Annotated in this window: 17 protein-coding genes and 1 pseudogene; 14 read left to right on the top strand and 4 right to left on the bottom strand. The window is 67.1% G+C overall.

The window, feature by feature from the left end; translation table 11 throughout:
• The first annotated feature begins 61 nt into the window (after window positions 1–61).
• On the top strand, window positions 62–952 hold the full coding sequence (locus tag ACODSU_RS17770) for a LysR family transcriptional regulator (RefSeq protein WP_488843620.1): 891 nt from the start codon (window positions 62–64) through the stop codon (window positions 950–952).
• A 98-nt stretch (window positions 953–1,050) separates the two neighbouring features.
• Window positions 1,051–1,605 (top strand): annotated as a pseudogene (locus tag ACODSU_RS17765) (dihydrofolate reductase family protein).
• A gap of 36 nt (window positions 1,606–1,641) precedes the next feature.
• Here ACODSU_RS17765 and ACODSU_RS17760 read toward each other — a convergent pair.
• The gene (locus ACODSU_RS17760; RefSeq protein WP_051022730.1) at window positions 1,642–2,136 is read right to left on the bottom strand and encodes a DUF2242 domain-containing protein; all 495 of its coding nucleotides are present in this window, start codon (window positions 2,134–2,136) and stop codon (window positions 1,642–1,644) included.
• A gap of 665 nt (window positions 2,137–2,801) precedes the next feature.
• Between ACODSU_RS17760 and ACODSU_RS17755 the strand changes: the two genes are divergently transcribed.
• From ACODSU_RS17755 to ACODSU_RS17740, 4 genes are all read left to right on the top strand, one after another.
• A complete protein-coding gene (locus ACODSU_RS17755; protein ID WP_488843618.1) occupies window positions 2,802–3,239 on the top strand; it encodes a thermonuclease family protein in 438 nt (145 codons plus the stop codon).
• 149 nt (window positions 3,240–3,388) lie between these two features.
• On the top strand, window positions 3,389–4,687 hold the full coding sequence (locus ACODSU_RS17750; RefSeq protein ID WP_488843616.1) for an MFS transporter: 1,299 nt from the start codon (window positions 3,389–3,391) through the stop codon (window positions 4,685–4,687).
• Between the two features lie 315 nt (window positions 4,688–5,002).
• On the top strand, window positions 5,003–6,616 hold the full coding sequence (locus ACODSU_RS17745; protein ID WP_488843614.1) for a DUF1800 domain-containing protein: 1,614 nt from the start codon (window positions 5,003–5,005) through the stop codon (window positions 6,614–6,616).
• Window positions 6,617–6,627: 11 nt separating this feature from the next.
• Window positions 6,628–7,854: a DUF1501 domain-containing protein gene (locus ACODSU_RS17740; RefSeq protein ID WP_488843612.1), complete on the top strand. Its 1,227-nt coding sequence runs from the start codon at window positions 6,628–6,630 to the stop codon at window positions 7,852–7,854.
• Between the two features lie 98 nt (window positions 7,855–7,952).
• Here ACODSU_RS17740 and ACODSU_RS17735 read toward each other — a convergent pair whose 3' ends face one another.
• Complete coding sequence (locus tag ACODSU_RS17735; RefSeq protein ID WP_488843610.1) at window positions 7,953–8,870, bottom strand: DHH family phosphoesterase; 918 nt, start codon at window positions 8,868–8,870, stop codon at window positions 7,953–7,955.
• Window positions 8,871–8,995: 125 nt separating this feature from the next.
• Here ACODSU_RS17735 and ACODSU_RS17730 point away from each other — a divergent pair, with 125 nt between their 5' ends.
• A complete protein-coding gene (locus tag ACODSU_RS17730) occupies window positions 8,996–9,475 on the top strand; it encodes a tellurite resistance TerB family protein (protein ID WP_488843608.1) in 480 nt (159 codons plus the stop codon).
• A gap of 76 nt (window positions 9,476–9,551) precedes the next feature.
• On the opposite strand, the gene ACODSU_RS17725 is transcribed toward ACODSU_RS17730, so the two are convergent.
• A complete protein-coding gene (locus ACODSU_RS17725) occupies window positions 9,552–9,887 on the bottom strand; it encodes an ankyrin repeat domain-containing protein (protein ID WP_116747541.1) in 336 nt (111 codons plus the stop codon).
• 106 nt (window positions 9,888–9,993) lie between these two features.
• Between ACODSU_RS17725 and ACODSU_RS17720 the strand changes: the two genes are divergently transcribed.
• The 6 genes from ACODSU_RS17720 (at window position 9,994) to ACODSU_RS17695 (ending at window position 18,691) form a co-directional block, all read left to right on the top strand.
• A complete protein-coding gene (locus ACODSU_RS17720) occupies window positions 9,994–10,782 on the top strand; it encodes a pseudouridine synthase (protein WP_488843606.1) in 789 nt (262 codons plus the stop codon).
• A 70-nt stretch (window positions 10,783–10,852) separates the two neighbouring features.
• Entirely contained in the window at window positions 10,853–11,803 is a 951-nt protein-coding gene (locus tag ACODSU_RS17715; protein ID WP_488843604.1) for an NAD(P)H-dependent flavin oxidoreductase, read from the top strand.
• Window positions 11,804–11,964: 161 nt separating this feature from the next.
• Window positions 11,965–13,143 (top strand): response regulator, encoded by a 1,179-nt coding sequence (locus tag ACODSU_RS17710; RefSeq protein WP_488843602.1) that lies wholly within the window; start codon window positions 11,965–11,967, stop codon window positions 13,141–13,143.
• A 3-nt stretch (window positions 13,144–13,146) separates the two neighbouring features.
• Complete coding sequence (locus tag ACODSU_RS17705; protein ID WP_422847313.1) at window positions 13,147–13,854, top strand: histidine phosphatase family protein; 708 nt, start codon at window positions 13,147–13,149, stop codon at window positions 13,852–13,854.
• Window positions 13,855–13,878: 24 nt separating this feature from the next.
• The gene (locus tag ACODSU_RS17700; protein WP_488843600.1) at window positions 13,879–17,532 is read left to right on the top strand and encodes a response regulator; all 3,654 of its coding nucleotides are present in this window, start codon (window positions 13,879–13,881) and stop codon (window positions 17,530–17,532) included.
• A 247-nt stretch (window positions 17,533–17,779) separates the two neighbouring features.
• On the top strand, window positions 17,780–18,691 hold the full coding sequence (locus ACODSU_RS17695; RefSeq protein ID WP_488843598.1) for a DMT family transporter: 912 nt from the start codon (window positions 17,780–17,782) through the stop codon (window positions 18,689–18,691).
• Between the two features lie 69 nt (window positions 18,692–18,760).
• Here the strand turns inward: ACODSU_RS17695 and ACODSU_RS17690 are convergent, their stop codons facing one another.
• Complete coding sequence (locus ACODSU_RS17690) at window positions 18,761–19,696, bottom strand: M14 family metallopeptidase (protein WP_309825285.1); 936 nt, start codon at window positions 19,694–19,696, stop codon at window positions 18,761–18,763.
• Between the two features lie 127 nt (window positions 19,697–19,823).
• On the opposite strand from ACODSU_RS17690, the gene ACODSU_RS17685 reads away from it, so the two are divergent.
• Window positions 19,824–22,976, top strand: coding sequence for a WD40 repeat domain-containing protein (locus tag ACODSU_RS17685; RefSeq protein WP_488843596.1), 3,153 nt, complete (start codon window positions 19,824–19,826; stop codon window positions 22,974–22,976).
• The last annotated feature ends 126 nt before the right edge of the window (window positions 22,977–23,102 follow it).

Here is a 23,102-nt window from a genome sequence, read left to right as displayed (position 1 = left end):
CAGCAACGGCCAGCGACAGGCAGAATCTATGCTTGCAACAACGCAAATAAAATAAGCAACCATGAAATCAACCGTTGCATCAGCGCAATACCAACTGGGCGCCGCCGAGCTGGAAGTGCTGCTGGCCATGGTGCGCACCGGCACCCTGGCCGCCGCCGGGGAGCGGCTGGGTGTGGATGCGTCCACGGTGTTCCGCGCCATCCAGCGCATTGAACGCGGGCTGGGCCAGTCGCTGTTCGACCGGTCACGCGCTGGCTACCGCCCGTCGGAACTGGCCCAGGCCCTGGCCGAGCAGGCCGAGCGTGTGGAAGCCGCCCTGGAGGCCGCCCGCTCTGCCGCGCAGGCACAGCCCGAACAGGTGTCGGGCACGGTGCGCATCTCCACCACCGACACCATCCTGCATGGCCTCATCGCCCCCGCCCTGCAGCTGCTGCAGCCCCGGCACCCGGCCCTGGTGTACGAGCTGCATGCCGGCAACGAGCTGGTGAGCCTGACGCGGCGTGACACCGACATCGCCGTGCGCGCCACCAAGCGCCCGCCGCAGCACCTGGTGGGGCGCCAGCTGGGCATGATCCGCTCGGCCCTGTATGCAGGCGCTGCCAGCCCGCTGGCCCTGTCGGACGTGGAGGCCGGCCGCGCCGCCTGGATTGCGCCCGACGACGCCCTGCCCGACCACCCCTCGGTGCGCTGGCGCAAGAAGCAATACCCCAGGGCGCAGCCCACCTACCGCGTCAACAGCCTGCTCACGGTGATGGAGCTGGTGGCCCTGGGCATGGGCGTGGGGGTGTTGCCCCTCTTTCTGGCCCAGGGCCGCAGCGACCTGCGCCCGCTCACGGGCGCGCTGGCCGATGGCGAGACCGAGCTGTGGCTGCTGACCCACCCGGAGTCGCGCCACCTGCGGCGCATTGCAACGGTGTACGGGCACCTGGCGGAGACGGTGCAGCTGCCTTGAGTCACTGGGGCCCCTCTGGCCGATGAATGCACGGGGCAGACCCCACCCGCGCCTGCTGCCAGCACGTTGTCAGCAGCCGGTCCCTACAGTGCGCGGGCATGACCATTACACAGTTCTACGGCGCGTCCAGCCTCGACGGCTTCATCGCCACGCCCGACCATGACCTGGGCTGGCTGCTGCAATTTGGCGAGATCGAAGGCTCAAGCTACCCCGACTTCATCCGCAACGTGGGCGCGCTGGCCATGGGGTCACACACCTACGAATGGATGCTGAAACATGCCATCGATGCGGGACAGCCCTGGCCGTACACACCGCCCACCTGGGTGTTCAGCACGCGCACGCTGCGCAGCATTGCGGCCGCCGATGTGCGCTTTGTGCGTGGCGATGTGCGGCCCGTGCACTAAGCCATGGTGCAGGCCGCAGCAGGCCGCAATGTGTGGGTGGTGGGCGGGGGCGACCTGGTGGGGCAGTTTGACGATGTAGGCCTGCTGGACGAGCTGATCGTGCAGGTGGCGCCGGTCACGCTGGGCGCGGGCACCCCGTTGTTTCCGCGCCGTGTGGTGCAGCCGCCGCTGCAGCTGCAAGCCGTAACCACGCTGGGCGGCGTGTTTGCCGAGCTGCGCTACCGGGTACCGCCACGCTCCGACCGCTGAGTGCCTGAAGGCGGGCGACTGTCCCGCCAGGGCGGCTCAGTCCGCCAGCGCCTGGTCGATGACCAGGTAGCGTTTGACCAGGTCAAAAAAGCTGTCGTAGAAGGTGTCTTTGGCAATGGTCTCGCTGCCCACCTTGACCAGCGACTCGCTGCTGGACGAGAACGGCAGCGACACCGACCCAATGGCGCCCACGCCCACGCTGGCGGAGTTGTTGGTCTTGCGCAATGCGTAGGTGTCCTGCGTGGCGGTGACAAAGCCCAGGCTGACCTTGCCGTCGTTGGCCTCGGGCACACACACCACGCGCACCACCATCTGCAGGTGCGACTCGGGCTCGGGCTGGAAGCTCTTCTTGCCCTCGACCAGATCGGCCGAACTGGACGAGATGACGTAGCCCTGGCTGAGCAGCGCGCGGCGGGACGCCTCGCAGGTCTGGGCCGGGGTGGCATCAAACAGGCGCGAATAGGTGGCAACCGAGCCAAAGTTCTCCTGCACGCCAAATGTCTTGACCCCCGTGCTGGTGCAGCCTGCCATGACCAAGGTCGCGCCACAGGCCAGGGCCACGGCGGCGGCGCGCAACAGCGCGGGTGGGGAGGCATGGAATTCTGTGGACCAGGGGAAACGCAAAACCGGGACTCCTTGGGTGGTGGGTGGCTAGTGTGCTGTCCCGCAAATAACTGCACATGAAATCGCGTCCTCACCCCCAGGGCTGCGTTGCAAATCCTCGCGATAGCTACGGCTATCACTGCGGTTTGCGCCTCGCCCTGGGCGCGATGCCATCGATTTCATTTCGTGCAGCTATTTGCGGGACAGCACACTAGTGCCGACGATAACAAGCTCAAACCAAACGCGAAACGAACGCGCTGGGCAATGCACCCCATTGTCACAGCGCCTGGGGTGTCTGACGGCAGTAACCGCTTGCGGTTCCCCATATTCTTCATGCCGTGTACACATGGGCGCGGTAACACCTTGAAGCAAACAGTCCGGCGTTGCGCTGCGTGCCAGGAAGGACTTCGGAGCAGCGACCATGCGCTTCGCGCCAGCGCTCCCCGTCTGCCTGCAACCCCATTTCAGCAGGTCGCAAACGCTATACTATTCATAGCTATCAAGGCATATGGTTGTAGCGCATCCGGCCCCAATCAGCCCGCTGCAGCCCCAACACCGCCGCCGGTACCCGCCCACCCACCATCAAGCCCCCAGTGCCCCTCGCCGCCTCGCTGCTTTGCCTGGTCGTCGCCATCAGCGACGGCGACACCCTCACCGTCCGCTGCGGCGCCCCCGGTACCTACCAGCAGGTCAAGGTACGGTTGGCGGCCATTGATGCCCCCGAGTCACGCCAGGCTTTCGGGCAGAAGTCGCGACAGCACCTGGCACAACTGTGTTTTCGCCAACGGGCCACGCTGCAACCGGTGGACGAAGACAGCTATGGCCGCATGGTGGCGCAGGTGCGCTGCGGCGGGACGGACGTAGCAACGGCCCAGGTGCGCGCTGGCATGGCCTGGGTCTACACGCCGTACGCCAGCGGCTATCCCCACCTGGCGCCCCTGCAGCGTTCTGCGCAGGCGCAGCATGCGGGCCTGTGGTCCCAGAAGCGCCCGTTGGCGCCGTGGGACTACCGGCACCGGCATCGCCGTTGACGCCATCGCATACCGCGCCATCGACGCACCCGCTGCGAGGCTTTACCAGCGCTTGACTGCAACCCGGCGCGACAACCGCTAGCATCTGGCCTCCCGCCGTTTGGGCGTATCGCCGCATCGGGCGAACGCCCTACCCGCTGACCCCACCCATGTCCACCCCCGAGCCCATCACCCCGGGCGCCGCTGTTGCCGCGCCCGCCGAACCTGCCAACGTCTACCGCCATGCAGGGTTTGTTTCCTTCCTGATCGCCCGCGTGGTGGCCGTGGTTGCCACCCAGGTGCAGGCCGTGGTAGTGGCCTGGCAGGTGTACGACCTGACCCGGCAGCCGCTGGCACTGGCCTATGTGGGCCTGGCGCAGTTTCTGCCCATGCTGGCCCTGCTGCTGCCGGCGGGCGACCTGATCGACCGCTTTGACCGCAAGCGCATCCTGGCACTGGCCTGGTCGGTGGGCGGCGTGTGCAGCGCCTTGTTGTGGTGGCTGTCGGGCCACGGCAGCAGCGGCGTGGCGGGTATTTATGCCGTGCTGGTGCTGTATGGCTGCGCCCGCGCGTTCTCGGGCCCGGCCATGCAGAGCCTGTTGCCACAGATCGTGCCACGCGCGCAACTGGCCCAGGCCATTGCTGCCAACAGCATGCTGATGCGCGTGGCCAGCATTGGCGGGCCGCTGCTGGGTGGGCTGCTGTACGCGCTGGGCGGGGGCGAGCTGACCTATGCCATCTGCTGTGCCTGCTTTGTGCTGGGCGTGGCGCTGCTGCTGCGCGTGGTGGTGGCCCATGCCACGGCGCCCGGCCCTGCACAGGGCACGATGCTGGAGCGCTTTGGCGCGGGCATCACCTTCATCCGCACACGGCCCATCATTCTGGGCACCATCTCGCTGGACCTGTTTGCCGTGCTGCTGGGCGGCGTGGTGGCGCTGCTGCCCATCTACGCACAAGAGGTGCTGCATGTGGGCCCGGCAGGCCTGGGCGCGCTGCGCAGTGCCATGGCGGTCGGCGAGGTCAGCGCCGGGCTGTACCTGAGCATGCGACCCTTCAACCGCCATGTGGGCCGCACCATGTTCATCGCCGTGGCGGTGTTTGGTGTGGCCAACCTGGTGTTTGCGCTGTCCACGCTGTTCTGGCTGTCGTTTGCGGCGCTGCTGGTGGCCGGGGCGGCCGACATGGTGAGCGTGTACATCCGCGGCGCGCTGGTGCAGTTCTCCACGCCCGACTCCATGCGCGGGCGGGTGAACGCGGTGAACATGCTGTTCATCGGTTCGTCCAACGAACTGGGCGAATTCCGCGCAGGCACGAGCGCCGCCTGGCTGGGCGTGGTGCCTGCCGCCATCGTGGGCGGACTGTGCACCCTGGGGGTGGTGGGTGGCTGGATGCTGGCGTTCCAGACCCTGCGCAAGGTAGACCGTTTTGAAGAGGCCGCGCAGGCCACGGGCGCGGCACCTTTGCCGTAACGCGCCTCCTGCGGGGCGATTCACGAAACCCCTAGGAGCCTGTCGGACTTGGAGCGTCGAAAGCGAGAATCGGCCCCAGCGAGGACAGTTTTTGCCGGATTCGCAGCCCCATAGCCCGGCTATGGGGCAAAAAGACGGTAAAAAATGGACCGCTGCGGCCGATTCGCAGCCGACGATTTCCAAGTCCGACAGACTCCTAGATACATCCTCGCTGGCGTTTGTATCGCGCAGGTAAAACCCGCTGCGCCGCCTTGCACCCGGTGGATCGCAGCGGCACCATGCAGGTAGCCATTGGTTGGCAGCCAGCGAGGCCCAATGATTCCCCACACCTCCCCGCCCCTCCACCGCCGCACCCTGCTTCTGGGCATGGCGGGTATAGCGGCTTTTGCGGCGTTTGGCACCGCGCCCTCGGCCCAGGCTGCGCCCCCTGCACCGCCCAACGCCGTCAGCACTGGCGGCTGGGCGTCCGCCGACGAACCCACGCAGGCCCACCTGCTCGACCGCGTGACCTGGGGCTGCACCGGCCAGGGCGTGCAAGCGCTGGGCGGCTTAGGCATCAGCGCCTACCTGGCAAGCCAGCTGCGCCCCGGTGCCAACGCACCGCTACCGCGCGAGGCCCAGGCGCAGATCGACGCCATGACCATCTCGCGCACCCCCATCGAGGCGCTGGCAGCCGACATGGAAGCCCGCCACCGCGCCGCCAAGGCCCTGCCTACCGAAGACGAGCGCAAGGCCGCACTGAAGACATGGCAGCAGGACATGCGCGCCCTGCAGCAGGAGGCGGCCGCCCGGTTTGTGCTGCGCGCGCTCTATTCGCCCACCCAGCTGCGCGAGAAGATGACCTGGTTCTGGATGAACCACTTCAACGTGTTTGCCGGCAAGGGCAACCTGCGCGCCCTGGTGGGTGACTACGAGGAACACGCGATACGCCTCCATGCACTGGGCCGCTTTCGCGACCTGCTGGGCGCCACCGTGCGCCACCCGGCCATGCTGCGCTACCTGGACAACGCGCAGAACGCCGCAGGCCGCATCAACGAAAACTACGCCCGCGAGCTGATGGAGCTGCACACGTTGGGCGTGGGCGGCGGCTACAGCCAGCAGGACGTGCAGGAGCTGGCCCGCGTGCTGACCGGCGTGGGCGTGTCGCAGCGGCCGCCAGGCGACGAGCCCCCACGCATGAAGCCCGCGCTGCGACGCCACTATGTGCGCGACGGCCTGTTCGAGTTCAACCCCCAGCGGCATGACTGGGAGCCCAAGACGTTGCTCGGCCAGCCGCTGCGCGCCGAGGGCCTGGCCGAGGTGGACGAGGCGCTGGACCGCCTGGCCCGCGCGCCTGCCACCGCACGCTTCATCACGCGCAAGATCGCGCTCTTTCTGGTGGGAGACAACCCGCCGCCCGCGCTGCTGCAGATCCTGGCCCGCAGCTTTGAACGCACCGACGGTGACATCGCAGCGGTGCTGGAGACGCTGTTCCACACCCCTGAGTTCCGCGCATCCCTGGGCCAGCGGTTTCGGGACCCGGTGCACTATGCGCTGGCGGGCCTGCGCCTGGCCCATGGCGACGCTGTGCTGCCCAGCACCGACCCGGCACTGGCGTGGCTGCAACGGCTGGCCGAGCCTTTGTATGGCCGCGTCACGCCCGATGGCTACCCGCTGGACTCCGCGTCGTGGTCGGGCTCGGGGCAGATGAGCACGCGCTTTGAGATGGCGCGGGCCCTGGGTGCAGGCGCTCTGGCAGCCCCGCCAGCAAGCGATGACGCAGCGCCCCGTGCCGCGCCGCGCATGCCGCCCGCCCTGGCGCAGACAGCCTACGTGCGCGCCATGGAGCCCACGTGGTCTACAGCCACACGCAACGCGCTGGCACAGGCCACCTCGCCGCGCGAATGGAACCTCCTGTTCCTCGCATCCCCCGAGTTCATGCACGGCTGAGGAGAAGCTTCATGCTGCACAGACGACACCTTCTCCAGGCCCTGGGGGCCAGCGCACTCGGTGCGGGCCTGGGCGTGCACAGCGCCAGCGTGCTCGCCGCACCCCGCGCGCAGGACACCCGCTTTCTGCTGGTGTTCTTGCGCGGTGGCTACGACTGCGCCAGCCTGCTGGTGCCTACGGCCAGCAGCTACTACTACGAGACGCGACCCAACATCGCCATCGCCCGGCCGGGACAGGAAGGCGGCGTCCTGCCGCTCACGCCCGACTGGGGCCTGCACCCGGCACTGGCGGAATCGATGCTGCCGCTGTACCAGCAGCGTCAGCTCGCGTTCGTGCCGTTTGCGGGCACGGACGACCTCTCGCGCAGCCACTTCGACACGCAGGACAGCATCGAGCTAGGCCAGCCCCTGGGCGGGCGGCGCGACTACCGATCGGGCTTTCTGAACCGGTTGGTGGCCGAGCTGAACCCGCGCGCCGACAGTGCCCCGGTGGCGCTGCAGCCGATGGCGTTCACCAGCACCCTGCCCCTGGTGCTGCGCGGGGTGGTGGACGTGCCCAACACCGCACTGAGCGCAGGCGCGGGGCGCGGTGGTGTGGATGCGCGGCAGGCCGAACTCATCGCCTCCATGTACCGGGGCACACCGCTGGCCACGCCCGTGAACGAAGGCTTTGCCACCCGGGATGAGGTCGCCCGCACCATGCAGGGCGAGATGGAGGCCGCCAGCCGCAATGCGCTGAGTACCAAGGGATTTGAAGGCACGGCCCGGCGCATGGCGCGGCTCATGCAGTCGCGCTACCAGCTCGGCTTTGTGGACGTGGGCGGCTGGGACACCCATGTGGGCCAGGGCGCCGCCACCGGCACGCTGGCCAACCGCCTGGAGGAACTGGGCCGGGGCCTGGCAGGCTTTGCCGACGAGATGGGCCCCGCGTGGAAGTCCACCGTGGTGGTGGTCATCAGCGAGTTTGGCCGCACCTTCCGCGAGAACGGCAACCGGGGCACGGACCATGGCCACGGCACCGTGTTCTGGGTGCTGGGCGGCGGGGTGAATGGCGGCCGCATTGCGGGCGAGCAGCAGGCGCTGACCGCCACCACGCTGTTCCAGAACCGCGACTACCCCGTGCTCAACGACTACCGCAGTGTGTTGGGGGGACTGTTCGCCCGCATGTACGGGCTGAACGCGGCGGCCGTGGCGCGGGTGTTTCCAGGGACCCAGGGGGCCGACCTGCGGCTGGTTTAGCCGCGCTGGCGCGCCATATCATTCACTATATTTTTGATAGCTAATCAGGCATATAGCTCTAGCGCTACAGGCGATTGATACTCAAAATCGCCCGGGTATCACGCGTTGAAGGTACCTGTCAGCAGCTCTGGCAGGCGATCCACCTTCATCTTGAAGCCGCAGGCCTGCGCATGGCCACCGCCGCCCATGCTTTCGGCCAGCGCGATGCAGTCAAAGTTGCGCTGTGCACGCAGCCCCACCTTCACGCCCTTGTCGCCAGCACTCCACATCAGCGCAAAGGTGCCCGTTTTGGCCGAGAGGATGTCGCCCACCAGGCTGTGGAACATGCCGGGGGCGTTGACCATCAGGCCGGTGATGCCGTTGAACACCAGCGGCTGCGCGCCTTCGGCGATATCGGCGCAGAGCTTGCGGTACTTCTGGTCCATGGCCTCGCCGCGCACCATGAACTGTTGGAGCTGCTCGGGCGTGAAGCCGGCAATCTCGCGCCAGCGCGCAAAGCCTTGCTCTTCCATGTCCAGGGCTGACAGGAAGGCAGCGCTCTCGGCAAACTCCCACTTCCAGATATCGCGGTCTTCCACGTATTTGAACAGGGTAGGCATCGGTTCGTGCGGATGGAAAAACTCCCACGCCAGCCGCGCACCCGACTTGTTCATGTCGAAGTGCACCACACCGCAGCGGCAGGCAAAGCCGGTGAGCTTTTCGGCCGCGCTCTTGTGGTGGTCCAGCATGACCAGCTTGGCGGCGCGCTCATCGATGGCGGCCATCACCTCGTTGGCAAACGAGAAGTCGAGGATGTACACCGCGCGGCCTTGCAGGGGCGGCAGGTCGTCCACGGTCTTGACATCACCGTGGTCCAGCCCCACGTATTCAGCCTGGTCGCCGTAGTACAGCCATGCCGCCAGCGCCGCGCCAAAGCCATCGGGGCAGTTGCGCCCGTGGTACAGGATCAGCGGTGCGGGGTCGTTCTTGTCGGGGGCAACCAGCAGTTGCAAGGGGAGTATGGTTTTCTTCGTCATGGCCCCCCGATTGTCGCCGGGGCTTTGTGCCGCAGCGAGCGCAACGTGCGCAGCCAGCACATGTCAGCGGAACCAACCCCATCCCCAACGCCTCCACCCTACTGACGCAGCCAGCAAACCACACGATGTTCCAAGCCCTCAAAGACCTGCTTGAAAGCCTCACCCCATTCAACCCCACGCCATCTGCTGCAGAGCGTGCGCGGTCTGTGCAACTGGCAGCCGCCGTGTTGCTGGTGGAGGTGGTGCGGACCCAGTCGGCGGTGGGCGATGCGGAGCGCAGCGTGATGCAGACCGCACTGCACCGGCAATTTGCACTAAGTGACGATGAACTGCAGCGCCTGCTGGAACAGGCCGCAGCCACCTCCAGAACCGCCTACGACTACCAGCGCTTCACCAGCCAACTGAACGAGCATTTCACGCAGGACGAGAAGATCCAGCTCGTTGAAGCCATGTGGCAGGTCGCCTACGCGGACGCACGTCCGGACGAGAACGAGATGCACACCATCAGCAAGGTGGCCGGCCTGCTGCATGTGACGCACGGCGAGTACATCGGCGCCAAGCTCAGGGCGAAAGAAGCAGCACACGCAGGCCAGTCGCCCCATTGAGACGGGCGCGGCCCCGGTAAGCGCCGCAGCGCACGGGTGGCGTCCCTTGGGGAAAGGACGCCACGCAACCCGGGGGCTAAATGGGCAACCAGCGCCACCAGAACGGCTTGCGCTCTTCCTTGGCGCCCTGCGCCTGCAGCAAGGCGATGAACTCGGTGCGCCGGTAGCGGCGCGCGGCCTCCAGTGGGGTCATGTCGTCGAAGTCCGACCGCAGCCCCGGGTCAGCCCCATGCGCCAGCAGGTAGTGGGCGATCTCGTGGTGGCCCTGGATAAGGCTCGCCACCAACGGCGTGCAAAGGATCTCGGGATGCTGGTAGTTGGGGTTCACGCCTGCACTGATGTGGTGGCGCACCAGCGCCAGGTCGCCCGCCACGGCGGCGGCGTACATGTCTTTCCAGTCTCCAGCGGACATACCTGGGCATCCTTTGCAAGGGTTGAACGGGGCCAGTGTAGGCAGCGGCGCGTGCGGCACAATCCGCGCCTTCCCCTAGCCCGCGATGGCGCACACACATTCCTCCATGCCCCCTCCCCTGCACATCCTCTGGCGCGACGAGCACCTGGTGGCCGTTTACAAGCCCGCAGGCTGGCTGGTGCACCGCACGGGGCTGGACGCGGGCGAGACGCGGTTTGTGATGCAGACCCTGCGCGACCAGCTCGGCCAACATGTGTTCCCCGTGCACCGGCTCGACAAGGGCACCTGCGGCGTGCTGGTGATGGCGCTGCACAGCGATGCGGCGCGGGCGCTGTCGCAAGCCTTTGAGCACGGCGCCACGCACAAGCGCTACCTGGCGATGGTGCGCGGCTGGGCACCTGAGGCCATCGAGGTGGACCACGCCTTGAAGCCGGACGATGCGCCTGCGGACGCCGCCGTGCAGGACGCCCACACACGCTTTCGGCGGCTGGCGCAGCTCACGCTGCCCGAGGCCAGCGACGCTCGTTTTGCCACCACCCGCGCCTCGCTGGTCGAGGCCACCCCCACCACCGGGCGGCGCCACCAGATCCGTCGCCACCTCAAGCACCTGGCGCACCCCATCATTGGCGATGCCACGCACGGCAAGGGCCCGCTCAACCGCTGGTGGGCCGAGCGGCTGGGCCAGCAGCGGCTGTGGCTGCATGCCTGGCAGCTCACGGTGCCCCACCCGGTGACGGGGGCGGCGATGACCTTCGACAGCGGGCTGCGCTGGCCGGGGCCTGCGGACTGGGACTGCGGGCACGCCCCCGCCGACGACTCCACCGTGCCATGCGCCGACTGGCAGCGCCTGTTTGCCCAGCTGCCCTGGCACGAGGCCCCTGCCCCGGCCCCGTAACGCGTGCGACACGGCGACGGCATGCCCGTCGAAATAATGGGCGCTCTCAAAAAATCAGGAGCCCCTGCCCATGACCTCACCCGCCACCAACCGCGTCCTGGCCCACACGGGCGCGCGCTACCCCATCATCCAGGCGCCCATGGGCTGGATTGCGCGCACGCAGCTGGCCTCGGCGGTGTCGCGCGCGGGTGGGCTGGGCATCATTGAGACGTCCTCCGGCGAGACGGCCAACTGCCAGGCCGAGATCACCAAGATGAGCGCGCTGGGCCTGCCGTTTGGCGTGAACCTGCCCATCCGCTTTTTGAAGGACGACGCCATGCTGCGCTTTGTGTGCGCGTCGGGCGTGAAGTTTGTGACCACCTCAGCGGGTAGCCCGGCCAAGTTCATCGCGCCGCTCAAGGACGCGGGCATCACCGTGTATCACGCGGTGCCCACGGTGGACGCAGCGCTGAAATGTGTGGACGCAGGCATTGACGGCCTGGTGGTCGAAGGCGGTGAAGGCGGCGGCTTCAAGAACCCCGAAGAGGTCTCCACCCTAGTGCTGCTGCAGGCCATCCGCGCGCGGGTGGACGTGCCGCTGGTGGCGGCAGGTGGCATCTGTGACGGGCGCGGCATGGCCGCAGCCTTTGCGCTGGGGGCCGAGGCGGTGCAGATGGGCACACGGTTTGTCAGCTGCGCCGAAAGCCCCGTGCACGCCAACTACAAGAACGCCATCGTCGATGCGGGCGTCACCGGCACCTGGATGCTCAACACCAAGGCCAGCCCCTGCATTCGCGCGCTCAAGTCGCAGCGCACCCAGGCCATCCACGAGGCCGGCCTGATGCCCGCCGACAGCTTTGCGGGCATTCAGCGCGTGTACTTTGACGGTGACATGGAGGCGGCCCCTGCATTGGCTGGGCAGACCGTGGGATTGATTGACTCTGTCAAGACCGCACAGCAGATCATTGAAGACACCGTGGCGGAGTTTTTTGCCATCAGCCAGCGCATGGGTGCCATGGCGGCAGCGCAGTCGTTTGGCTGAAGGCGGGCCGCTCGCCCGGCGGCAGCGGCGGCGGCCATGCACGGTTGCACTGTGCTATCCGACCACCGCGCCATGGAAAGCTTGTCAGCCCCTGTAAGCGCAGTAACATGCACTTACACCCCAGCGGATTCTCTGCGTGGTAGCCCGAAAGCACTCCGACCATGTTTTTGCCGACCGATGACAAAGCCCTGCTCAGAACGGTACTGGTCGTCGATGACACCCGCGAAAACCTGACCGTCATTGGCCAGCTGCTGCGCCCGTACTACCACGTGCGCGTGGCCAACTCGGGGCAGCGGGCCTTGCAGGTCGCCCAAACCCAGCCGGTGCCCGACATCATCCTGCTCGATGTGATGATGCCGGAGATGGACGGTTACGAGGTGCTGGCAGCCCTGCGTGCAGCGCCGGAGACCCGCGAGATCCCGGTGATCTTCGTGACCGCCCTCGACGCCATTGCCGACGAAGAACGCGGCCTGCAAGCGGGCGCCGTGGACTATGTGGCCAAGCCCATCAAGCCCGCCGTGCTGCTGGCGCGGGTGCGCACCCATCTGGAACTGAAGGCCGCGCGCGACTGGCTGGCGGACCAGAACAGCTACCTGGACGCCGAAGTGCAGCGGCGCATGGCGGAAAACGAACTCATCAAGGACTTCAGCCTGCACGCCATGGCCACGCTGGCCGAGAAGCGCGACAACGAAACCGGCAACCACCTGCACCGCACGCAGGCCTACATCGAGGCACTGATGCTGCACCTGCAGGACCACCCGCGCTTTCAGCACCTGCTGGGCAGTCCCCACCAGCGCCAGCAAATCGCCAAGGCCGCGCCCCTGCACGACATCGGCAAGGTGGGCATCCCCGACGCGATCCTGCTCAAGCCGGGGAAGCTCACCCCTGATGAGTTCGAGATCATGAAGACCCATGCCCGCATTGGTGCCGACGCCATCGACGAGGCCATCCGCAGCGTGCTGCAGATGGGGCGCCAGCAGCCGGCCCATCCGGCCAGCGCCCCCAGAAACTCGGCGCTGGAGTTCCTGGAGACCGCACGCCAGATCGCGGCAGGCCACCATGAAAAGTGGGATGGCTCGGGCTACCCCGACGGACTGGAGGGCGACGCCATCCCGTTGCCCGCACGGCTGATGGCCATCGCCGATGTGTTTGATGCGCTGATCTCGCGCCGCCACTACAAACGCGCGTTCACGCTCGACGACGCGGTGGACATCATCCGCAACGGCCGTGGCCAGCATTTCGACCCCGACATCTGTGATGCGTTCGTACAGCTGGTGCCGCAGTTTGCAGCCATCGCCGAGCAGTTTGCAGACCACCCGGTGCCCGCGCTGGAGCCGTGAAGCATGCTTGCCTTGTCCCCGGCCATCGCACTGCGCGGCAGCCCGCCCGTCTGCCGGGCCACGGTGGGTGCTTGTGTGCTGGCCGTTGCGGCAGCGGCAGGGTGGCCTGGGGGATGCAGCGCACAGGACCAGGACTTTCAGGAAACTCTCGTCAGCCCCGCCCTGCTGGCGCAAATGCGCCGGGGCGGTTTTGTGCTGTACCTGCGCCATGGCGCCACCGACAGCAGCCGGGTGGACCAGGCCCCGCAGGTGGACCTGAACGACTGCAATACCCAGCGGGTCCTCAGTGATGCCGGGCGGCAGCAGGCGCGCGAACTGGGTGTGACGCTGCAGCGTGCCCGCATTCCCGTGGGCGAGGTCATCCACAGCCCGCTGTGCAGGGCGCGCGAAAGCGCACAGCTCACCTTTGCCACGCAGCCCCAGTTGCTGCGCGCAGAGCCCCTTCTGGCCTACACCGCCAACCTGACGAGCGAGCAGAAAAAGCCGGTGATCGCCGCCACGCGGGCCCTGGTATCCACCCCGGTTCCTGCCGGCACCAACCGCGTCATCGTGGCCCACGCGCCCAACATGGCGGACCTGATGGGTTATTTCGTCAAGCCCGAGGGAACGATGGTGGTGCTGCGTCCGCTGGGGCAGTCGCGGTTTGAATACCTGGGCAGCATTCCGCCGTCTCACTGGGCCGCCCTGCTGCCCGCCTCCTCCAAGCGCTGACCCATCTCGCGCCACCCATCGCCCATGCTCCTCCTGCTCAAACGCCAACGGTTTTTTCTGCGTTTCTTTCTGCCAGTGGTGCTGGCCGTTCTGGTGGGCATGGGGTTTGACTACGTAGTGCAGCAGCACACCCAGGCCGTGCAGCGCAAAGCACTGCAAAGCCAGGAGGAAGACATCCAGGTGGCCGCCAAGGCGGAGGCCATCAGCCGAAAACTGCTGGAGATCAAGCTGCGGCTGACACAGACCCTGACTGTCTCCAAATACCGCGAGGTGGACGAAGCCAAGGCCTACCAGCTCCACGGGCTCATCGTGGACGAAATGGCCGCGCTCGAAAAGGACCTGACGGGGCTGACCACAGCCCACGACTTCTCGCATGTCAGCACCCACTACCCCGCTGCGCTCAGAGCCTTTCAAGAGTTTCGCCAGTTTGCGCTGATGAGTTCGGACCAGATGGCCATCGACCAGTCAGCGGCAGGCGAGCACCTGATCAGCGCCACGGCGTACTACGGTGTGTTCGCACTGCGCATGGGCGACATTGCCAAAACCTTCATGGACCACGCCATAGAGAACGCTGCCAGCACGCGCAACCAGCTGCAGGATTTCGATCGCCGCATGCGCCTCTACAGCACGCTGGCCGCGCTGGTGTTTCTGGCCCTGTGGTTTGTGCTGTCGCGGTCCACATCCCGCCAGCTGGACCGGCTCAACACCATCCTGCAAAAGCTGTCGCGCGGCGAAAGCGGCTTGAGCGACTACAAGACCTTTTCCCGCATCAAGGCCATGGCCGCACGCGAAGGCACGCTCATTGGGGACATGGCCAATGCGGTGCTGGCCTTTCAGAAAACACAGGACGAACGCCGTCTGGCCCTGGCAGAGCTGCACGACCGGGAGGAACTGCACGCCAACATCATCAGCCAGGCGCCCATCGGCATCGTGGTGCTGGACATGCAGACCCTGCAGTTCGTGAGCTTCAACGATGCCACCTACGAATCGCTGGGCTACACGCGCGAAGAGTTTTCGTTGATGAACCTCTACGACCTGCAACTGGACCCGGACAGAAGCAAGGTCGATGAAAAGCTCCAGCGCATTCAGGCCCAGGGCGGCCTGGACTTCGAGACCCAGCGGCGTGACAAGGCCGGCAGCGTCCGCGACTTCTGGGTTTCGATGCGCCCCCTTCACCTGCATGACCGCGACTGTATGACCGGCATCTGGGTGGACATCACCAGCCGCAAGCAGTCCGAGCGGGAACTGGCCCGCTACCGCGACGAGCTGGAACAACTGGTGGCCGAGCGCACGCTCGATCTCGAAAAGACCAGCCAAGCCCTCGCACAGCAGACGCTGGAACTGCAGCACACCAATGCCCAGCTGCGCAGCGCCAAGGCCATGGCCGACGAGGCCAACCAGGCCAAGAGCGCCTTCCTGGCCAACATGAGCCACGAGATCCGCACGCCCATGAACGCGATCATCGGGCTGACCCACCTGATCCGCCGCGACACCACCAACCCGCACCAGCGCCAGCAACTCGACAAGGTGTCGGGCGCGGCCATGCACTTGCTGGCCGTCATCAACGACATCCTGGATTTCTCCAAGATCGAGGCGGGCAAGATGGCCCTGGACCCGACCGATTTCGAGCTGGAGAAGGTGGTGAGCAACGTGTTCACCATCACCGGCGACAAGGCCGAGGCCAAGGGCCTGGAGGTGATGGCCGAACTTGCAGGTGTGCCCCCCATCCTGCATGGGGACGGCATGCGGCTGGGTCAGATCCTGACCAACTTCATGGGTAACGCAGTCAAGTTCACCGAACGCGGCAGCGTGTCTTTGCACGCGTTTGTCACCCACCGCGAAGCCAACCAGGTGCGCCTGCGCTTTGAGGTGCGCGACACCGGCATCGGGCTGAGCCCCGAGCAACAGGGCAAGCTGTTCCTGGCGTTTCAGCAGGCCGATGTTTCCACCACTCGCACCCACGGCGGTACCGGCCTGGGGCTGGCCATCTCGCGCCGCCTGGCCGACCTGATGGACGGGCAAGTGGGTGTGCGCAGCGAGCCCGGTAAGGGCAGCACCTTCTGGTTTGAGGCGCCCTTTGGCATCAGCTCCCAGGCTGCCGCACCGCAGCATGTGCAGGCCCTGCCCCCCAGCACCCGCGTCCTGGTGGTGGACGACATGGAAGAAGCCCGTGAGCTGCTGGCCGACATGCTCACCCACCTGGGAGCGCGGGCCGACGCGGTGTCGTCCGGCGCGCAGGCCGTGCAAGCGGTGGCACAGGCTGACGAACTCTGCGACCCCTACGAGCTGGTGCTCACCGACTGGCTGATGCCGGGCCTGAATGGCACCCAGACCTGGCAACAGATCTGCGCCTTGCCGCTCCAACACCGCCCCGCCTGCATTCTGGTCAGCGGCAGCCTGAGCTGCCCTGCCGACGAGGTGGATGCCGGTCCGTTTGCGGCCTTCCTGCCCAAACCCGTACTGCCCACCGCACTCGAAGACGTGCTGGTGCGCGTGTGGAACCATGCGCAACTGCCAGAGGCCGCTGCACCCGCGTTGGCCGCCGATGCGCCCGTCCGTTTCACCCCGGGGCTGCAATTGCTGCTGGCCGAAGACAACACGCTGAACCAGGAGGTGGCGGGTGAGCTGTTGCGCCAACTGGGCTTTGCCGTGGATATGGCGGGCGACGGGGCGATTGCGGTGGAGCGCGCGCGCGAACGTCACTACGACCTGATCCTGATGGACATCCAGATGCCCCACCTGGACGGCCTGCAGGCCACGCGCCAGATCCGCGCGCTGCCAGGCCATGCGCAGACGCCTATCGTGGCCATGACGGCCAACGCCTTCGCCGAAGACCGCGCCGCCGCGCTGGCCGCTGGCATGAACGACCACCTGCCCAAGCCTGTGGACCCGGCACAACTGGCGCGCGTGCTGGCGCGCCTGCTGCCCCATGCCGTGGACGCCACGGGCGCAACCCCAACGCCCAGCGTTGCAACATCGACCCCCACGCTGCAGAACGAAGCACAGATGCGGGCCCAACTCCAGGGCGTGGCAGGCTTTCAGCTGGAGCAGGGACTGCGGTCGCTGGGCAACAACTTTGCGGCGCTGGTGCGTCTGCTGCAACGCATGGTGGTGGAACACCCCCACGACGCACAAAAGGCGTTGCAGGCCTGGCAAAGCGGTGACCTGGCTGAAACGCAGCGCATCCTGCACACGCTCAAGGGCCTGGCGGGCACTGCCGGCCTTACCGGCTTGCAGGTGGCCGCGCAGCAAGCCGAGGCCAGGGTGCAAGCCACACCGCAAGGGGGTGTGGATGCCGACACCCAACACGCGCTTCAAGACCTGGATGTGCGACTACAACAACTGGTGCAATCCCTGCACTTCGTATTGGATGCTGCCGCAGAGCCGACCAGCGTGGCCCCTGCAGCCGATGCCGAGCATCTGCGAGCAGGCTTGCGGGCACTGCGGCCCTTGCTGGCCAGCGACGACCTCGATGCCAGCGCTGCCTACGCAGGCTTGCATCCCGCCATGCTGCAGCATTACCCGGACTGCGCCCAGGCGCTGGCCCAGGCCATCGATGGGTTCGACTTTGTGCAGGCGCTGGCCCTGCTCGACGCCATCCTCGCCACAGCGGACGGCGGAGGCAGCAGCGATACCGCCCCGGCCAACACGCCCGCGCCCACCCCATCATTAGGGTAAGCGCGGCTGACAAAACTCAGCGAAGCGGCGCGGCGTGCCTGCGCTACACTTTTTGGCCTTGCCGCACATGCCCCGCCATGGTCTGGCCTCTCCACGTGCCAGTCTTGCGGAGCCCACCTTCCCATGCCTTTGCCCAGCCCGCCATTGCCGCGCTTTTTCCCGCGCCTTTTCTTCTCTGCGCAGGCTCCTGCCCCCCATGACCGCCAGCGAGGCCTCGCTGGCGCGCACGCAGCCACAGGGCCAAACAATGTCTGAGACACGGCCGAGCGCCTCTGCAGGCTTGGCGATGCCTTCGGGCAATCTGCGCGGCATTCTGGCCATGGTGGCTGCTGTGGGCTTCTTCTCGCTGATGGATGCGCTGCTCAAGACGCTGAGCGCCCACTACCCCGCCATGCAGGTTGCGGCGCTGCGGGGCTGGGCGGCGCTGCCGCTGGTGGCGCTGTACGCACTGTGGCGTGGCGAAGTGCCCCGGCTGCTGAAGGTGCGCTGGCCACTGCACCTGCTGCGCGGCGGGCTCAACGTGGCCATGCTGGCGCTGTTTGCGTTTGCCATCCGCGAACTGGCGCTGGCCGAGGCCTATACGCTGTTCTTCATTGCTCCGCTGCTCATCACCGCGCTGTCCACCGTGGTGCTGCGCGAAAAGGTGCGCCCCGCCCACTGGGTGGCCATTGTGCTGGGCATGGTGGGGGTGCTGGTGGCGCTGCGGCCCAACCAGGAGGCGTTCTTTACCCTGGGCGCACTGGCGGTGCTGGCAGCAGCCACCTGCTATGCGGTATCGGCCATCACGGGGCGCATGCTCACCCGCACCGACTCCAGCGCCAGCCTGGTGTTCTGGACTACCACGCTGCTGGCACTGGGCGCCGGCGCGCTGGCGTGGCCCCAGTGGGTGGGCGTGGCGCAGGCCCACTGGCCGCTGGTGGCAGGGCTGGCGGTGACCGGGTTTGCGGGCCAGCTGGCGATCACCGAGGCGTTTCGCCACGGGCAGGCCTCGGTGGTAGCCCCTTTCGAGTACACGGCCCTGGCCTGGGGCATGGGGCTGGACTGGGTGCTGTGGCAGACGGTGCCTGGCTACAGCACGCTGCTGGGCGGCGCCATCATCATCGGCAGCGGCCTGTACCTCGTGCGCCAGGAGCGCACACAGGCGGTGGTTCCGCCCTGAACAACGTCAGGCGGTTGCAGCCAGACCGTCGGACGACGCGCCCGCAGGTCTGGCGCCGTACCAGCCGGGTCAGATCGGCCGTGTGAGGTAAACCGCCTCGCGGCCCACGATGGGTTCGCGGGTGGGCATGAGGATGGTGCAGTCGTCGCACAGCGCGCGGATCTCGTGCGGGCCGTCGGTGGCGATGAGGTCCCCTTTGGCAAACACTTCGAACCCTTGCACCGGCCGCGTGAAGCGGAAGTCGGTAGTGCGCACCATGCACGTCTCCAGCAGTTCATAGCGGCGCTGCTCGGCGGGTGCGGGCCGGTCGGCCACCGGCGCGATAAGGCCGAAGTGCGCCAGGAAGTCCAGCGCCACGGCCGTGGCCAGGTCGGCCGCCGACTGGCGGAAGTGCTGGCCGCATTCCACCACCACCGCCACACCGCCCCCTTCGGCCTGCCCGTGACGGCCGTGCTGGATGAGCGGCGTGCCCGAGCCCAGGCCGCTGGGCATCACCAGGTGCACCGGCGGGCGGCCGATGGCCAGCGCCGCCTCCGCGTTGCGCGGGTAGGCCGGGTACACCCAGAAAGGTTGCACGTCCTGGCTGGTGGAGTGGATGTCGAGGATGTGATCAGCCGCAGCCACCACCGGGCGCAGGACGCGGGCGCGCTGCAGCTCGGGGCTGTCCGCCGTGCCATCCAACTCGGCTGCCGACCAGATGCGGTTGAGGTTGTGCACCAGCTGGCGGCTCTCGAACGGGCGGCTCTGATCAAACGACTCGTAAGCCGCGACGTTGGCAAAGCTGATGGTCAGCGTGCCGATGAGGGGGCGCACGCCCGTGTCCAGCAGATGCGTGGCGGCCACCATGCCGCAGATCTCGTTGCCGTGCGTGAGGGCGTTGATGAGCACATGCGGGCCAGGCTTGCCCGACTCGAAGCGGTGCACATAGTCAATGCCCACATTGCCCTGGCGGTAAGCCGAGAGGTCGCGGGGGAGGACTTCAAAAACGGGGGGGTTCTGCGTCATGGCGGTGAATTAATAAGATGACACATCATTGTCGGCGCAAAGCCGGATCGTTGCAGGGCGCGGTGTACGATGCCCGCCGGTTGAGCCCCTCACGTGCCCTTCTCCGGCCCCTTCCGCGCCCCGCCCCATGACCACTGTCCGACTTTGCCCGCTGGCCGACGTGGCCCACCGCCTTCCTGCCGACTGCTGGATCGCCCAGCGCCTGGCGGAAGAACCCGACGCTCTGGCGGACGAAGCCACCTTGTGGATCACGGGCGCTGTGCACTGGCCTGCGCTGCACCTCGACGCCCCCCTGGCCCCAGGTAGCCCGCTGCGCCAGTGGCTGCATGACGTTCCAGACGGCCCTGGTGATGCCTCGGTGCCCCGTGCACCGTTTTTGATCCTGGTGGACGGAGACCTGCGCATCGACGGCGCTTTGACCAGCGCGGACACCGACGGCACCACCCACCTCATCGTCACCGGCAACGCGCATCTGCACAACGCCGTTGTGGGCGGGCAGCTGGTGTACGTGCAGGGCGCGCTGCAGGTGAACGAGCTGCTGTGGGGCCACTACAACCACGGCGAGCTGCGTGTGCGCGGGGGGCTGCAGGCCCGGGTGGCGCTGTTCACCGACGGGTACCACGTGGACATCGCAGGCCCCGAACAGGTGGAGTTTTTGCTGGACGAAGTGCGCGGTGTGCCCAACCGTGCAGAGTTCTCGGCAGAGATCGTGGGCGCCGTGTTCGCCCCCGAGTTCCACGAGGGCGTGGATGCTGGCGAAGACGGCCTGGCCGCCATGATCAACCGCCGCCAGGTGCTTGCCGCTGTGCGGGCAGGCCACAGCGCGGTGCGCAGTAGCGCCGACATCCACGCCGACCAGCCCGTGGCCCACGACCTGTGCGCCAGCGATGCCATCAGCATCGACAACATCCTGGCCGTGGTGCGCACGCCGGTGATTGCGCACAAGGAGCACAAGGCCTACGGCTGGTTTCAGCAGACCGATTTTTCGCTCTGCCAGCGGCATGTGGACGACGAGGGCGACGCGCGCGACGACAACGTGTTCATCACCGTCTGGAAGACCTGGGACTTCTACCTGTCGGTGGAGCAGGTGCCCGCGCCCCGCAACTGGCTGGAGCGCGTGGCCACCAAGCTGTGGCGCCACGCGGCCCCCACGGTCGCCCAGCGCACGCTGCTGTACCGCCGCTACACGCAGGGCGAGCCTGGCGACTGGCAGGTGCTGGCGCCCCCCACCGAGCCCGGCCACGCCCCCGACGCCTGGCAGGCCTGCGAACACGCGTGGCGCGGGGTGCTGGACTATGTGCGCAAGGCCGTGGGCCAGCACCGCGCGCGGTACCCCCTCTACCAGCGCCTGCAAGCCACGATGACGGCTGAGCACATCGAGGCCTTCACCAGCCTGCCCGTGTTCACCGAGCAGTACAACGACTGGTGGGACAGCGACCGCAACGGCTACTGGGAGGGCGAGGTCTGGGTGGGCGCGCGCCAGCCCTGCATGCACGATGGCGAACCCTGGGGCCGCGCGCTCAAGTACAGCTGGCGCAATGGAGACGATGCACCGGGCGACGACGAAGACAACGCCCACAGCGCCTACCAGATCGATGTGGACGAGGCGCGCGGAGGGCCTGCCGCGGTCGAGTTCAGCTACACCCAGCGCCAGAGCGACAGCCGCGCCCCCCTGCCCCGCTGCGCCGCCGACCACCTTGCCCGGCTGCTGCGCTTTCACGGCCGGGTGCAGGCCCGTATCCGCGCACGGCACGAAGAGGCGCAGGCCCAGCAGGCCGAGGCCCGCCGCATCGAAGCTGCCGTGCAACTGCTGGCCACCCCACCCTTGCCGCCCGACCTGCCCGATGCAGCCGTATTTCCTGTCGAACTCATGACCCTGTCGGAGCAGTGGCAGGCCGATGGGCAAGCCTACGTGGCGACCATCCGCGCGAGCCAGCTGGCCCGCGATGCCAATACTGCCGACCCTGCTGACCCTGCTGACCCTGCCGAAGCCTCCGCAGCCCTTGGTGGAGACGAAAAACAAGCAGAGGACGATGACGCTCTGCCCGAAGACCCGCGCAAGGCCGACGCGCCCACCGTGCTGCAACTGGCACGCGTGGTGAGCCGCTGGGCCGACGAAGAGCTTGCCACGCGCTTTCGCCAGCGCTTTGCCTTTGCCCCAGACGCGTATGTGAAACGCGCTGCCAAAGCCGGGCAATTCATCGGCCCCGTATGGCTGCTGGAGGATGACCGCGTGATCGCGCGCATCGGCGCGGCCCATGACGACGGCGCTCACTGGGCGGTACTGCAAGGCACCGAGCACGCACTGCTGCCCGGCATCCGTGGCGTGGGCCGCTCGCCCGATCGCCAGTGTTTTGCCCAAAGCGACGGCCGGCACATCACCACCCACCGGGGATGGAATGGCCCGGTGATTGCGCGGTTCACACTGCCGCGCGGCAACGAAGGCCTGCCGCCGCAGGTGCAGGTGTCGGCCGGCCCGCTGGGTCAGCGCTGCGATGACATCATCCCGTTCAACGATGGCCTGCGCGTGCTACTGCGCAACCCCACGGGGGTCTATTTGCTGACCTGCACGGCGCCAGACGCTGAAGGCACGATTCAACGCCTGCACCCACAGAGGTTTGACGAAGACGGCCCCTACACCTGGCCCAAGAACCAGATGGACGAAGAGGTCGAAGGAGAGACGGTCACGGTGCTGGCGCTGGACATGCTGCACATGGCCCTATCAACCGACGAACGCCATATCGCGGTCGGCGACCAGGACAGCCCACACATCGTGCTGGATACGCACGGCGCTTTGGTGGCCGAACATGAGCCCCTGTCGTCCTACCCCCACCACGCCGTGTTCTCGCACGACGGCACACGCCTGTTTGCCAATTCGTGTCACTTGTACTGGGGCGCTACGCGCTCGATTCCGATCGGCGTTGCATCGCAAGAGGCGGCGGACACGGATGAAGACACACCGCCACTGGACGAACATTGCCGCGTGTACGCGTCCGCCACCTTGCCCGGCTTGGTGATTCTCGGCGAGGCTGACGGCTACCTCCACGCCTACAGCGACGAAGGGCAAGCCTTGTGGCGCCACCACATCGGCAGCACGATCAGCGCCATCGACGTATCGCCCGATGGCGCAACGCTGTGGGCGGCCAGCTATGGGGGCTACCTGGTACGGCTGGAGCGCCGCGAGACGGGCATGGACCCCTATTCGATTGGCACATCGCCGTACGTGGAGACGCGGCGTTGGATATTCTGGACGGACGAGGCAGGGCCGGTGCGGTGGTAGGTGGATGAAGGCTGTTGACGGCCAGAAGCGTTCAGCCGCTCCGAGCTTCCAGGCGATGGCTTAAGGCTGTTTGCGGACATGCAGTCCGTACTATTTGCCAACAAATAGGCATTTGCCAGCAAAGCC

Source organism: Acidovorax sp. FG48, assembly GCF_057809085.1.
Note: the sequence above shows the minus strand (reverse complement) of the source record. Positions and strands in the feature narration are given on the sequence as shown.